Here is a 13,921-nt window from a genome sequence, read left to right on the forward strand (position 1 = left end):
CCCCCTTCCCTTAACAGCAGACTTCTTTTGAGCACTTCCCTTTCGCTGATTCAGACTGTTGTCGCTCTTTCCTCACTTTCCTTACGGAGATTCCTATGTCTGTCGCGCCTGCCTCTCTTCCCGGACGTGTTCTGCGTCCGTTTTCTGCCGTGGTGCGGTTTACTTGCCTGGTGCTGAGCGCCGCCCTGCTGACCACAGCCCAAGCCCAGACCACGTTCTGTGCCACGCCTGGGAAAGACGGTCCCCTGACCGTGCCGAGCGGCGGCGTGGTCAACACCTATTACCCCGGAATCACCGTGAGCGCCGGCAGCCTCACCCTCAGCCTGGGAACGCCGCTGGGAGACACCAGTAAGGCCATTGCCGTGGGCGACCTGCTCCTGGTCATGCAGATGCAAGACGCTGATCTCAACGCGGCCAACAGCAGCGCCTACGCAATCAGTGCCGTGAATAAATCGGGTCAGTACGAATATGTGGTGGCCAAAAGCGCCTTGGCCGCCAATGCAGCGGGGAGCGTGACCATCGGCAGCACCGGTGCGGGGGGCGGCCTGCTGCGCGACTACATCTCATCTGTTGCCGGTGCACAGGGACAGAAGCGTTTTCAAGTGATCCGGGTACCGCAGTACTCCAGCGCTGCCTTCACCTCGGCGCTGACTGCCCTGCCCTGGAACGGCAGCGTTGGAGGCGTCTTGGCCATGGACGTGGCTGGACAGGCCAACATGAGCGGGGCCACGGTCAGCGTCACTGGCCTGGGCTTCCGGGGCGGTGGTGGGCGGGCCCTGCTGGGCGGCAGCGTGAGCGGGGTGGCCCCCACCAATGACGACTACCGTTTTCCGACCTCCTCGCCCGTCTCCAGCACGGCCGGCCGGCACGGTTCCAAAGGAGAAGGCATCGCCGGCACGCCGCGGGCAGTCAACAGTTCACTGAACTTGACGCCCCTGGTGGTCGACACGGCTGCCGAAGGCTACCCTTCTGGCTCCGCAGGCCGGGGCGCCCCAGGGAACGCTGGCGGCGGCGGCACCGATGACGATACGGCCAACGCCAATAACTCGGGCGGCGGCGGCGGGTCGAACGGAGGCGTGGGCGGCCGGGGCGGGGACGGGTACAACGGCACAGACACGGCGCGGGCCACTCCTTTGGGAGGAATTGGAGGCGCAGACTTCACTGCTGCCAATTCGGCCCGCATCGTGCTGGGCGGCGGCGGCGGCGCAGGGTCAAGCAACAACAATTCCAGCGGCGGGCAAGACCCCAGCTACGCCAGTGGGGCCCGGGGCGGCGGACTCATCTTGCTGCGGGCAGGCTCGCTCAGCGGCACAGGCACGTTGAGTGCCGACGGAAACGACGCACCAGACTATCTTGGCAACGATGCAGCGGGGGGCGGGGGGGCCGGCGGAAGCGTGCTGGTGTACGCCGCAAGCAGCGCTGCGTCGCTGAGCATCAATGTCCGGGGCGGGGCGGGCGGCGACGCCGATACTTCGACGTTCACGACCCCTCACGGTCCGGGCGGCGGCGGCGGTGGCGGCGTGGTGTACACCAATGTGAGCGCCGTGACCAACGTTTTGGGCGGTCCCAATGGTCTGACGCCCCTCTCGGCTACCACCGTCGGTCCTCTCACCGCAGCGAATTCCACGGCGTTCACTTCTGCGCCGGGCGCACCTGGCGAGAGCGGCTCCCTGGTGGCCAGTCCCACCGATACGGGCGTTGGTCCCGCAGCAGCCTGCTTGCCTCTCCTGACGGTGACCAAAAGTACCTCGACGCCCAGCCGCACGTTAGGAACAGACACCACGGCCACTTACACCATCACGGTCAGCAACGCCGCCAACCGGGCCGCAGCCACAGAAGTGGTGCTGTCTGACGCTTTGCCTGCGCCGTTTACCTATGCCAGCACCGGGGCGGTGACCCTCGCAGGCGGCGCCACCCGGACCACGACCACCAGTCCGGCGGTCGGAGTGGCGGTGGCCAGTTGGGGCACCTTCACCTTACCGGGCGGCAGCAGCGTGACTTTGCCGTTGACCGTCACTCTGAATGCAGCGAGCGGTACCTATCAAAACCCGGCCACCGCGACTTACCTTGATCCCCAGCGCACGGTAGCCACGGGCACCACCAACGCTTCGTATGTGGCCGCCTCCAGCACTGGGGAAGACGTGACGGTCACGGCAGCGTTGCAGCTCTCAGGCCGGGTGTACAGCGACGCCAACGTGAACGGCACGCTGGACGCCACTGAGTCCGGATTGGCGGGCGTCACCGTGCAGCTGTACAACGCGGCGGGTACCACCCTGATCAGCACGGCCAGCACCGACGGCAGCGGGAACTATACCTTCCCGGTGACGGCCTCTACCAGCTACACGGCCGTAGTGCCCACTGCGCCGACAGGCCAGGGGCCGATCAATCCGAGTCCTGCCCGCCGCAGCGTCACGGTAGGTGCGGTGAGCGTCACCGGGCAGAACTTTGGTTTCAACGCGGTTCCGACTTGTGCCAGCGGCTCGCTCCTGGCCGTCGGCCGAGACAGCACCAACGATCTCGGGTACCTCTACGGGGTCAACGCCACGTCCGGCGTGGTGGGGCCGCTGCTCAAGACCTTGGCGGCACAGACTTCCGCAGTTGCCCGTGACCCCAACACTGGACGGGTCTACTACGCGACCCGCTCGACCGTGACCCCCACGGTCTCGGATCTGCGGGCGGTGGATCTCACCACCGGCCAAGACGTGGTGGTAGGCACCGTCTCCGGCATCACGGGGGGGCAGGTAGTTACCCGCATGGCCATCAACGCGGCAGGGCTGGGTTACTTGATGATCGCTGACGGCAGCGCCCTGTATTCATTTACGACTGGAGCAGGCAACACCTCGACCATCACGAACCTCGGCAGCGTGACTACCACCAGTGGGGTGGCCATTTCCAGTTACGGCAGCGGCGACATGGCCATTGACGGCAACGGCGTCTTGTGGGCGGTGTTCACCAACAACACGACCAACGAGGCAATTCTCTTCACGATTGACCCAGCCACCCGCTCAGCTGTGCCCGTCGACCGCGTCACGGTTGGTGGTGTCACGGCAACGCTGCTCTTCAACGGGCTGGCCTTCACGACCTCGGGGGTTTTGTACGGCACAACGGGCAATGAGGTCTATACCATCAGTCCGGCCAACGCAGTCGCGACTGCCGTGACCACTGGCACGAATACCAACCCCACCACCGACCTCGCTTCGTGCGTTTATCCCGTGATCAGCCCCAGTCTCAGTCTCACCAAAACCGTCAGTGTCTCAGTGGCCAAGCCCGGCGATACCTTGACCTATACCATTGTTGCCACCAATTCCGGCACCGCGGCGGCCACCGGCGTGCGCTTGACCGATGCAATCCCTGCCAATACCACCTATCTTGCAGGCAGCACCACCACCAATGGCGTCGCCACTTCCGACGTCTCGGGAGGCGTCATGCCTTACGCCGCTGGTGGACAGATCGGCAGTGCGGGCAGCTTTCCCAGCGTCATCACCGTGGGTGCCGGCAAGGCCGTCACCGTGACTTTCAAGGTCACCGTGAACACCCCTTATCCGGACGGCGCTGCGGGCGTGAGCAACGCCGCCAACGTGACCTACAGCGGCGGCCCACCGGGCGGCCTGACCACCCCTCCAGCCTCGACAGGCATTGGCACTGATCTGGTGGTCACCAAGACGGGGCCGCAGTTCGCCTCGGCGGGCGTGACGATTACCTATACCCTGACTGCTTCCAACGCAGGTCTGCGGGGAGCGAATGGAGCCGTGCTGCGCGATGCTGGCGTCGCCAACTTTACGCCCACGAGTCTCACCTGCACCCCCAGCAACGGTGCAGTATGCCCGGTAGGCCTGAATATAGCCACTCTGGCTGCGGGCCAGGCGATCGCTACCTTTCCTGCTGGGGGATCACTTCTGCTGACGGTGAGCGGCACGGTGGGAACAGGTCCCATTGTCAACGGCGTGACCATCAGTGTGCCCGCCGCCCTGTCCGAACTGACTCCAGCCAACAACTCGGCGTCCGCCACCACCCAAGTGATCAACCTGATTCTCACCAAGGAGGTACGCAACTGTGGGCCGATCTCGCCTGGAGCAGCCTGCCCGGGAAGCGCAGTCTGGGGGATCAGCGGCATAGGCAAACCCGGAGACGTCCTCGAGTACCGCGTGACGTACCTCAATTCCGGCAGCGCCAACGCGGCCAGTCTGGTAATTGACGACCCAGTGCCCAGCAACACCATCGCTCAGCTGAACGGTTACGGCATAGATAGCAGCGGCAAATCTTTGGGGTTAAGTTGGGTGTTGGGTACGGCTGCCCCCCTTAAGCTGACTTCAGTCTCCCTGGACGACGCGGGCAGTTTGAACACAGCCCTGAAACTCACTGTTGGTGTGGTGACGCCAGGGATGGGAGGGAACGTGTCCTTCCGCGCTATGATCCGTTAAACAGGACGGGCCTGCGACGTGGACGGAGCAGCAGGTAAGAGGTGGTGACCAGATGCCAGTAATTTTGCCTGGCTATTCTCTGTCTGGAGCTGGTAGGTAGCCCACCCGGCTGGCTGAGGTGGCCAGGAGAGAGCATGATCACCAGACCATTCGATGGAACTGCTGACCTGCTGACCGTCCAGCAGCTCAAAGAGCGGGGCTGGACACCAGGCTTTATCAGGAAACTGCTAATCCAGCCGGATGATGTCGTCACGGAGGTAGTGGGGACTGGCCGGAATGGCCGAGCGGTGATCCGGCAGGTTGAACGGTACCTTAGGCAGAGGGTGATGGAAGCCGAGGCGTCGTTGCCCTTCATGCAGCAACGTGGCCGTCTATCTGCCCGGCAAACTGCCGCTGCTAAGTCCGTCCGTACCCGCCAGCGGAACCAGGAGCGGCAACTTGCTCAGTTTGAGTCTGTGCCGCTGCCTGCCCTGAGGCCTAATCCGCGGCATGAAGTTCTTAGTTCAACAGACCTCCGGCAACGTCACTCAGGTGACTACTTCTACTGGCGCAGCCAGTATGATCACCTCTTGAAGGGCGTGCCTGAGGTAGCACGGTTACGTGCCGATCGGCAGGCCTATGAGCGTTATTGGGAGGCAGTCAGGGCACTCTATGGTTGGCCCCGGACGGAAGTCGCCACGGGGCCACTTCAACGCAAACGTCACTGATGGCGCTTCTTTCCGGCCAATTGCTGCCCTGGGTGAGGCGCCTTGCTCTCCAGAAACGGATGTTCTTCACAGATATCCAGATGAGGCATTTGCATAAAGTGACCCGTGGGGTAAATTTCTGCGGCGCCGCTGGAGGAATCCACCCTGACAGGCGTCTGGTGAACATAATCGCGCAGCAGGTCAACTTTGGCTGGATCACGGTGTGCCAGCCCATATGGATAGAGCAGCTCACCTTCGGGCAGGGAAGCGGCGTACCAGTCGGCCAGTCGGGGCACCACCAGCCGCCCCAGCTGTTCAAGCGAGACCCCGAAATCCAGGGAGGAGGCCAGAGCTTCTCCAGCCTCCGCCAGGAAGGCTAGGTGCTCGCGGACCTGCTGCTCGACTTCCATGAGTTGTGCCCGGCTGAGGGCCACCGCACAATGCTCGTCTATCACACTCAGCAACAAGTGTCTGGCCTCCTTAAAGGCGTGCATCTGATCGTAGACGAGGGCCAGACCGGATCCCCTGATTCAGAATACGGTTCTTCCCTGTCGTCAGGTCGCGTTGCATGCCCTGCTGGTGAGTTTCCCGGTGGCCTGGCGGCCTGATCAATTCATCAAATGCTGTCCCGGCGTCTCGACACGGGTATAGCCGAAAGTCTGCTCGGCAGCCCAGTTTCACTCCGTGATGTGTCCCTCTGAATTGATAGGGATGATGTAGTCGAGAGCCGCATTGAAAAGGGCAGAAGGGAAAACGGAACTCATAGCAGTGCAGCGTATTCTAGAGGCCATGAGGCTGCACTACCTGAAAAAGTCTCTTTTCTGTGACCAAATCCCCAAGAAACTTTGACTGAGAAAACAAGCGTCACGGTACGGGAGGTCTATTCTCACAGTCGCTTGAGCAGCGGATCAGTCGGCCAGATCATTCTGTGAACCCTTGCTCTATGCACCATCTGACTCGGCTCTGAACAGGGAAACCCTATTCAGTTTCCGTAAACCACGAAGACGTCCATGGTATTCGCAGTGCTCGTTCCTTCTCGGTATGAAGCCATGGCAATATATTTCCCCGCCTTGGTCGCATATACCAAAAATTCACCACCGCTCATCTTGCTTTTAGGAACCACATTGTACTTAGAAAAGCTGGCCTGGTTATAGCCGTAGGCGCGAGTTTTATAGATCAGATCGTGGAAGGTAGATCCCCAGTTACGGGTTCCGTAAATTTCCACCCATTTCACGGGAATGCCCTGAGATTTGGCACTGGCTAAAATATCAGCGCTGAGTTGCCTTGAACCCAGGTCACAGGCACGTTGTAACAGGGCTGAGCCGCCATTCGATCTGGGATACACCAGAGGGACCAGGCCATTAAAACCATGGGATGGACTCTTGATGCATTGAGCACCGGCCATACTGAAAGAGCCTAGAACTACAGCAGTAAGATAGAAAGAACCGAAACGCATAGGCACCTCCATAGAGATTGAGTTCTGACCTGAGACTAGGCGGTTTGCGTGTGGGCCATATTAGAGATAGAGATCTCAATCTTTTCCAGACGGGGGATGCAGTTGCTGGTCTTCGGATCACACTGTTCATCTTTGAAGCACACTGCCAGGTCATGAAATTAGGTTTAACCGCCAGAAACGTTAAGTAGGACGGATTGTCTGGCTGGCATCAACAAAGGCACTGGCAGCAATGGAAGGATAGAGAGCTTCATTTTATTTCCCTGTAGTTCACCCGCAAGAACCGTTCTGGAATTTCCCAGATCACGACCTGCGGTGGATTGTTTTCGCGGGTTTCGCTCTTCAGGTACTCGCGCATCGGGACGATGGGGCCTTTGCCCTCCTGGGCAACGTTGAGTACTTCAGTGTTCAGAGCCTGCGATAGGGCGCCCGCAAAGTGCCAGACATTGTCCTTGGTCTCGGCGCTGTAGCTGGTACCGACCAGGGTCACGGCCAGCGCCTCATCGTCCAAAAGGCCGCCCCCACCCTCGTCGGTGCGGATGTACTCCAGTTCTCTGACCCGGTCTGGCGCGGGGCCGGGCACATAGCGCAGCAGGTCGCCCCTGCGTTCGGTAGTCGGCTTGATCTGCACCGTGTATTCAGCAGGCGGCAGGTCGGGGGCCAATTCTTGTACGGCAAGGGCCACTGTCTGGGCTGCGATTCGCGCTCCTTCTGGCGTCCAATGGGTATCGGTGTGGAAGAACAGGTCTCGTGCGGCCTTCTGCTTTGCGGGCTGAAAGCTGGCGAAGAGATCCGGAGAGGCGATGCCTGCGGTCGTCAATGCAGCCCGAAACGAGGCATAAGTCTTGGCGTTCTGACGGGGTACTGGCACAGATAGGAACTCGGCATACACACGGGTCTTGGCTGGGATCAGGGCCACGACCAGCCTTACCCCATCCTTTGCCAGCTCAGCGCGAACCTGTTGCACGTACTTCACTTTGGCGGCCATCTCAGCAGCGTCTTCAGCCGCCGTCTGATATTCCTCACTGGTAAACAGCCAGCCATCCTTACCGACCAGAGCGCCGTCGCGGGCTTCCCCGAACAGGCGGTAATTCAGACTGCCCCACAAACTCACGCTGGGATCCCGCCAGGGCACCTTGGTGTCCAGTCCTTTCTCCCAACTCAACTGCCACGTGCCCGTGATGAGGTCTTTTCCCATGATCCGTTCCCGAAAGCCAGGACTGGTCAACGTGGCGACGGCCCCAAGACCCACCACACCTAACAGGAAGGCGGCGGGCAACCAATGCAACAAGCGAGGAGCAGTGGGATTATCGGCTTTGGGTTTGAGAGTGTCCTGGGCAAATTCCGTCATGCAAACCTCAGAACTGGAAGTAGAGGAAGGGGGTGTAGCTCTGGGCCGACAGTTTCAGGATGGCCACCACGAACAGTGGCAACAGCACCACCGTCGCAGCCACCGCCAGACGGGGACGCAAGAGCTTGCTCCCCACATCCCCCACCCGGTGGCCCCACACAGGCGCGGCGTACACCAGCACGCCCGCGATCAGCATCGTGACCAGCACACTGGGTTTGACCTGCCACGCCAAGGTATCGCTCAGGCTCACACCGTTCAGCCCCAGCATGCCCCGGTACATCCGGAACGCGTCGGGCACGTTGTCCGCCCGGAACATCACCCAGCCCACCATCACCAGCAAGAGCGTTCCGGGAATGGTGAGCCACGCTGGACTGGGTTTCCACAGATTGGCCTCTTTCATCAGGCGCTCGATGGCGAGGATGCTGCCGTGCCAGACGCCCCACAGCACGAATGTCCAGTTGGCCCCGTGCCACAATCCGCCCAAGACCATCGTCAGCCACAGGTTCAGGTAAGTGCGTCCCCGCCCTTTGCGGTTGCCGCCCAGACTGATGTACAGGTATTCGCGCAGCCAACTGCTCAGGCTCATGTGCCAACGCCGCCAGAAGTCGGTAATCGAACGGCTGATGTACGGATGGTTGAAGTTCTCGGGGAACTTGAAGCCCATCATGGCCGCCAGCCCAATCGCCATATCGCTGTAACCCGAAAAGTCGAAATACAACTGGAGGGTATAGGCTAGGGCACCCAACCACGCATCGCCCATAGTGGGGCTGGGCTGGTTAAAGCTGGCGGTGACCAGCGGGGCGATGGTGTCGGCAATCAAGACCTTTTTGGCAAAGCCGGTCATGAAGCGGGTGGCTCCGTAACTGAATTTCTCCAGCGTATGGGTGCGGGTGCGGAACTGGTCGGCCAGCAGGTTGTACTTCAGCACCGGGCCAGCGATCAGGTGTGGGAATAGGGCAATGAAGGCGGCGAAGTCGAGCAGCTTGTGGGTGGGGGGTTCTTCGCGGCGGTAGACGTCCACGATGTAACTGATGGCGTGGAAGATGAAGAAGCTCAGGCCGATGGGCAACAGGATGGGGGTCCAACTGAAGGCCTGCAGGCCGAAACTGGTCGTCAGCGCATTGAAGCTGTCGATGCCGAAATTGGCGTATTTGAAATAGCCCAGGGCAGCGAGATTGAGGACGATGGCCCCAGTCAGCAGGTGTTGACGTTTGCGTTCATCGGGTTGCCGATCTAGGGCCAACCCCACGGCGTAAGCCAACAGGGTGATACCAATGAGGAGCCACAGGAAATCGACGCGCCACCACGAATACAGCGCGTAGCTGCCAGCCAGGATCCACGCGCTCCGCCCTTTGAACGGCAGGAGGTAGTAGATGATCAGGAAGGCCGGGAGGAACAGGAATAAAAAGACGTTCGAGCTAAAGACCACGGCCTTATTTGGTCGTGGTGCTGCTCTGGGTCAGGGTCAAACCGGTGTCGGTCAAGACGAGGGCGTAGGCATTGCCGCGTTCCAGCTTGACGCCTTTGAGGGTGCCCAGCGCCTTGGTGCCTGCGAATGCGGCCAGATCGACGGTGATGCCGTTGACGGCGCGGCTGCCACTCTCGCCCGTTTTGACACCCGCCACCACAGCGGTTTTACCGTCTGCGGTCTTCAGGTCAATAGAAGCGCTTTTGCTGAGGTTGTAGATGGTGAGCAGGGCTTTGGCGCGGTTCTCGGCGGCCTGATCGGTGAGCAGTGTGACCTTGCTGCCGATATTCACGACACTGTAGAACTTCCCCGCTTCGACCTTGAGCTTGCTGGTGGTCATGCCAAGTTTGGCCGCAAACTCACCCTGCGGGATGACGACATAAGGGCTGGCGGCGCCCTTGAGGGCAGTTACCGCTTTGCCTCCCAGCGTGGCCGCCGGCATGTTGATCACCCGCACGAAAGCGGAGTCAGCGGGAGGCGCGGGGTCATAAAGACTTGTGTCCTGAGCGAGAGCAAGCCCAAGAAGGAGGCAAGCAAGCGCAAAAGGTTTTGGCATGTCTTCAATTTAATCGAGACCAATACAACATGCAGGCAAAGTTGTGGAATTTTTCCGAAGTAAAGCTCTTCATTGTGTATTCATCATTGAAGTTTCGATCCAGCTAAGTTTGAGGGCAGGCACATTTCATCGCGTGGACGAGATGCTATAAGAGCAAACTTTAGCGTGTTATTAGCGCTGCAGTCGCCAACATAAATCATGCAGAGTAGGCGCATATGGTGGATGAAGGCCTTCAGGTGGGCTCCTCCTTCCCTTGAATCGCGAATACACAGCAGCAGAGAGGTGCCGCGTTCTCTTCCTGACAGGTTCTGGAAGCGAATGGCGACGCTTTTTCTCAACCTCGTTCCCCTGTGTGGTGGACTGTCAATGACGGCAGCCCAACCGGTCTCTGAGCCTCTCTATGCTCCTTGCGCCAAATCAGGCGATATAGACGGCAAAGGCACTGCTGAACTGTTCGGTTCAGAAGGTTGGATTTTTGAAAGTCATGAATTTAAGTCTCAGGAAGTGCTGACCAGCAAAACACTGGCAGCTCTGACGTCACTGGCCGAAGCGTTTGAGGCGCGTGGGGCCAAGCTGATTTTGGTGCCGGTGCCCACGCGGGCCATCCGGGCTGCAGAAACAGTTGACCTGACCCGCTACCCACAGGTTCGTTTTTCGGCGCAGGCCTACACAGCGTCATGGAATTCCATGGTGGCGCAGGCGCGGGCCACAGGCATCACAGTGATTGATCTGTTGCCCACTATCGTCAGTTTCAAGATAAATACGCGTGGAGAAGGTTTCTTCTATCCCCGTGATCATCATTGGACTTTGTCTGGAATGGAGATCGCCGCCGAGCAAATTGCTGCAGAGATCGACAGGCTTGCCAAAGCTCAGAACCTGAGTCTGGAGCAGCAGGAAGGAAGCTTGAAGGTCAGCCGGAGCGGAGAATTCGTGGGTTCGATAGGTGAGCATTACGCCGCAGCCTGCGGCACGAAGATCAAGTCTATGCCGCTCTATGACGCCACCTATACCGTCGAATCACTTTCTTTGCTTGATGATGTCGAGCCTTTGATCGGCATTTTTGGCGATAGTTTTGGGCTCAGCTTTCCTTACAATGCCTACAACCGCCCCAACAAAAACTTCAGCGTCATGCTTGAAGCCAAAACTGGGCTGCCCACCGTCAACAACTCAGTCTCCGGAAACGGAAAAACGGCGACTCTGGCAGGCTATTTGGCCGATCCCAAGCTGGTGGCCAAGCTCCCTCCATACGTGGTGGTGCCGTTTATGGGTGGTCTCTCCAACAACGTTTTCGATTACGGGCAGATGAGGGCGGCCCTGCTCGGCTGTTCGGCCGCCACTCGCCTGATCAAGACTGAGTTTGCAGCACCCAATCCCAAAATGACGTTTACGCCTCAACTGGCCGCGCCCAGCACAGGCGAAAGCCTGATTCATATTCATACCGACGCGCCCGCGAATTACCTTGAGGTGCGGCAAGGCACCTACACTGACGGCTCCCCTCTGAGCTTTGAAATCTACCGAACCTCTGCGCCGTATTACACGGGCAGCCGCACCGATTTCTACAGTATGTTGGCTGACGACAAAACCGTTCGTTCTCTCACAGTTCAACTGGACAAACTCGCGCCTGTGTCAGGGTATGTCGAAATCTGCCAGGCTCCGGAGGCTGGCAGGTGAGGTGTAGGTTCCACAAGGGATTCAAGCGGGAATCGCCCCACCATCTGCAGGAGAATCCATTCCCAGTCTGGACAGTCTCTCCGCCAGGGCCGTCACACGCCTGGTCAGTTCCCTGCTGGAACTGGCAATCAGCCTGCCGACGGGGGCTGTCCTGAATAGCGTGCTCAAGCAGTTGCCCAGGCGCTTTTGCACCGAAGTTCTGCGTTTCTGACCGGAACTGCTGGATCTGAAACGGGGACAGCATCACCGACTGCTGATGTTGATCTGTACCGGGCTGTCGGCCCCTGTATTCCGGTGACCCAGCGCTTGCAACCTGCCGGGCGCGGCACGCTGACCCGCGAAGGGACAAGTCCGGTGTTCGCCGATTCCAGCCCGAATGAAGTGACGGGCGACCCCACCAAGCCGAGCGACGGCATTGGGCTGCCCCTCGGCACTTCTGACAAGTTACGCAAGTCTGGTGTACGGCCGAGAAAATCGCTCTGGGCTTGCGCTGGTCGTGTGCGGTGCAGGCTGAGCGCCCGAGCATCGGCGTGCACCCCGTGTCGATCTGGTTGAAGTCGCTCTCCAGTCATTCAAGCGAAGGCCCTTACTCCAGCTTCGGCTGTGAATGGGAGCACTTTTTTTGGCGAGGCCAGACATTGTGAGTCAATGAAAACCCTATGTGTATCTGTTCATGATCCTAAAATATATGGGGGGTCTCCCACCTGAGACTGAGCAGGTTCCACTGCAACTCAGGTCTTCCTCTCTCAGCATGACTGGAGCACTCATGCCATCCACCCTGCCCCGCCTGTTGCTCGGTCTCAGCGTTCCCCTGATCTTGTGGAGCTGCAGTCAGCCCACCAGTTTCGCCGAAGCTGACCCGTATGCCAACGGCCAGAGCTATCCCTGGTCGCAGACCACAGCGCTGACTCCGCAGTCGCTCACTTCAGGGGTCAATACCCTGCAGTACGAGACCGCCACCTTCGCCCGCAACAGTTGGGGGCCAGTGGAGCGCAACCGCAGCAACGGGGAACAACAGGCTGGCGACGGAAAACCACTGACGTTGAACGGCAAAGTGTATTCACAGGGTTACGGAGTACACGCGGGCAGTGAACTGCGCTTCAGCCTCAAGGGCACGAACGGCGCACAGTGCACGCGTTTTACGGCCAGTGTCGGCGTAGATGACGAAGTGGGTGCCAGGGGCAGCGTCTCTTTCAGCGTCCTGATCGACAAGCAACTCAAGTATTCTTCGCCGCTCCTCATCGGCAGCAGTCCAACTCAACAGATCGACATCGATCTCACGGCCGCTCAGGAATTGGTTTTGCTGGTGGACGCTGCCGGTGACGGCATCAGTTATGACCACGCCGATTGGGCTGATCCCAAGATCTATTGCAACGATCAAACCCCTGCGGTGCAGATGGGCCTGGACCGCAGCGAGCTCACACTCTTCCACAAGCTGAGTGCCACCCTGAACGCGACCTTCTCCTCGACCACCAAGGTCACTGGGCCGTTGGCCTTGCGTCTGGAAGGCGGGGGGTTGCCACTGGAGTTACTCACCACTTCGGTGCCCTTCACGGGGTCAGGGAGCGCCACGTACCCGGTGACGATCAGCGCCCCGAATGAGCTGTCTTATGATCCGGCACGTAATCTGTCGTCCTACCGCTTGATCGCCAGTTCAGGGGGACAGGACGTGGCCAGTGCCCTGGTGACCATCAACGTCAAGCCTCTGGAGGTGCAGGCCTCTCTTGAACCCAGCTCGATCAGCGGCCGGGATGGTGAAACCAAGTCGGTGACGGTGGTATTGACGACCATGCCGCCGCTTCCGGCCCCGGTCGCACTCGGCTTGTCCTTTGAAGTCGGTGGCCGCACTTCAGACTTTGTGGAGATCCTGGGTGTGGGGCCGACCCGGATGGAGGGCGGCAGCCTGCGGGCGGAGGCGCAACTGCGGTTCTTCAACACGCCTGACCTGCCGGATGACCGCACCCGGCAACAGGCCCGGATGCAGGTGTCGTTCGGGGGCACGGGATACGAGACCTCCGGCTACCGCAGCCCAGGTTACGGCGGGAAGATGCAACCGATCCTGAATCTTCAACTCCTGCGTTAATCGCCGGAGGAGTACAGGTCAACTCCCGGGCTGGCTCCGGCTGGCAGGAGGAGAGGCTGATCCATCTGATGCGGTCGTAGACCGGCCACAGCTCTAGTACAGCGTCAATCGGTCAGGGTGGGATATAACCGACTCAGTTTGCGTCGTGCGTCCCCAGTGGTGAACTGCCAACAGATGCAAACGGCACGCTCCCGACGTCGGGTCAGCCAATGATCGACCACCTTGATCAGTG

9 protein-coding genes are annotated in these 13,921 nt (G+C 59.9%); 4 read left to right on the plus strand and 5 right to left on the minus strand.

Annotated features, from left to right (window positions below; translation table 11 throughout):
* Nucleotides 1–95 precede the first annotated feature (95 nt).
* Nucleotides 96–4,421 (plus strand): beta strand repeat-containing protein, encoded by a 4,326-nt coding sequence (locus F561_RS27340; protein WP_019011357.1) that lies wholly within the window; start codon nucleotides 96–98, stop codon nucleotides 4,419–4,421.
* Between the two features lie 134 nt (nucleotides 4,422–4,555).
* Nucleotides 4,556–5,128, plus strand: coding sequence for a hypothetical protein (locus F561_RS0118005; protein ID WP_019011358.1), 573 nt, complete (start codon nucleotides 4,556–4,558; stop codon nucleotides 5,126–5,128).
* On the opposite strand, the gene F561_RS0118010 is transcribed toward F561_RS0118005, so the two are convergent.
* The 5 genes from F561_RS0118010 to F561_RS0118030 form a co-directional block, all read right to left on the minus strand.
* Nucleotides 5,122–5,574: a hypothetical protein gene (locus F561_RS0118010; RefSeq protein ID WP_157451988.1), complete on the minus strand. Its 453-nt coding sequence runs from the start codon at nucleotides 5,572–5,574 to the stop codon at nucleotides 5,122–5,124. The two genes, F561_RS0118005 and F561_RS0118010, sit on opposite strands and share 7 nt — an antisense overlap.
* Before the next feature lie 515 nt (nucleotides 5,575–6,089).
* Nucleotides 6,090–6,563 carry a hypothetical protein gene (locus tag F561_RS29025; protein WP_157451989.1) on the minus strand — a complete coding sequence of 158 codons (474 nt, stop codon included), beginning with the start codon at nucleotides 6,561–6,563 and terminating at the stop codon, nucleotides 6,090–6,092.
* 247 nt (nucleotides 6,564–6,810) lie between these two features.
* Nucleotides 6,811–7,911 (minus strand): alginate O-acetyltransferase AlgX-related protein, encoded by a 1,101-nt coding sequence (locus F561_RS0118020; RefSeq protein WP_019011361.1) that lies wholly within the window; start codon nucleotides 7,909–7,911, stop codon nucleotides 6,811–6,813.
* 7 nt (nucleotides 7,912–7,918) lie between these two features.
* The gene (locus F561_RS0118025; protein WP_019011362.1) at nucleotides 7,919–9,340 is read right to left on the minus strand and encodes an MBOAT family O-acyltransferase; all 1,422 of its coding nucleotides are present in this window, start codon (nucleotides 9,338–9,340) and stop codon (nucleotides 7,919–7,921) included.
* Nucleotides 9,341–9,344: 4 nt separating this feature from the next.
* Nucleotides 9,345–9,935 (minus strand): alginate O-acetyltransferase AlgF, encoded by a 591-nt coding sequence (locus F561_RS0118030; RefSeq protein ID WP_083922534.1) that lies wholly within the window; start codon nucleotides 9,933–9,935, stop codon nucleotides 9,345–9,347.
* Between the two features lie 366 nt (nucleotides 9,936–10,301).
* Between F561_RS0118030 and F561_RS0118035 the strand changes: the two genes are divergently transcribed.
* The gene (locus F561_RS0118035; protein ID WP_211214834.1) at nucleotides 10,302–11,606 is read left to right on the plus strand and encodes an alginate O-acetyltransferase AlgX-related protein; all 1,305 of its coding nucleotides are present in this window, start codon (nucleotides 10,302–10,304) and stop codon (nucleotides 11,604–11,606) included.
* A gap of 766 nt (nucleotides 11,607–12,372) precedes the next feature.
* Nucleotides 12,373–13,689, plus strand: coding sequence for an NPCBM/NEW2 domain-containing protein (locus F561_RS27345; protein WP_019011365.1), 1,317 nt, complete (start codon nucleotides 12,373–12,375; stop codon nucleotides 13,687–13,689).
* Nucleotides 13,690–13,921 lie beyond the last annotated feature (232 nt).

Origin of the sequence: Deinococcus aquatilis DSM 23025, from assembly GCF_000378445.1 — a bacterium.
Lineage (GTDB): Bacteria > Deinococcota > Deinococci > Deinococcales > Deinococcaceae > Deinococcus > Deinococcus aquatilis.

Excerpts from the sequence above, each read along its gene's own strand:
- F561_RS29025 (WP_157451989.1), bottom strand. The coding sequence starts at position 6,563 with ATGCGTTTCGGTTCTTTCTATCTTACTGCTGTAGTTCTAGGCTCTTTC.
- F561_RS0118020 (WP_019011361.1), bottom strand. The coding sequence starts at position 7,911 with ATGACGGAATTTGCCCAGGACACTCTCAAACCCAAAGCCGATAATCCC.
- F561_RS27340 (WP_019011357.1), top strand. The coding sequence starts at position 96 with ATGTCTGTCGCGCCTGCCTCTCTTCCCGGACGTGTTCTGCGTCCGTTT.
- F561_RS0118035 (WP_211214834.1), top strand. The coding sequence starts at position 10,302 with ATGACGGCAGCCCAACCGGTCTCTGAGCCTCTCTATGCTCCTTGCGCC.
- F561_RS0118005 (WP_019011358.1), top strand. The coding sequence starts at position 4,556 with ATGATCACCAGACCATTCGATGGAACTGCTGACCTGCTGACCGTCCAG.
- F561_RS27345 (WP_019011365.1), top strand. The coding sequence starts at position 12,373 with ATGCCATCCACCCTGCCCCGCCTGTTGCTCGGTCTCAGCGTTCCCCTG.
- F561_RS0118030 (WP_083922534.1), bottom strand. The coding sequence starts at position 9,935 with ATGCCAAAACCTTTTGCGCTTGCTTGCCTCCTTCTTGGGCTTGCTCTC.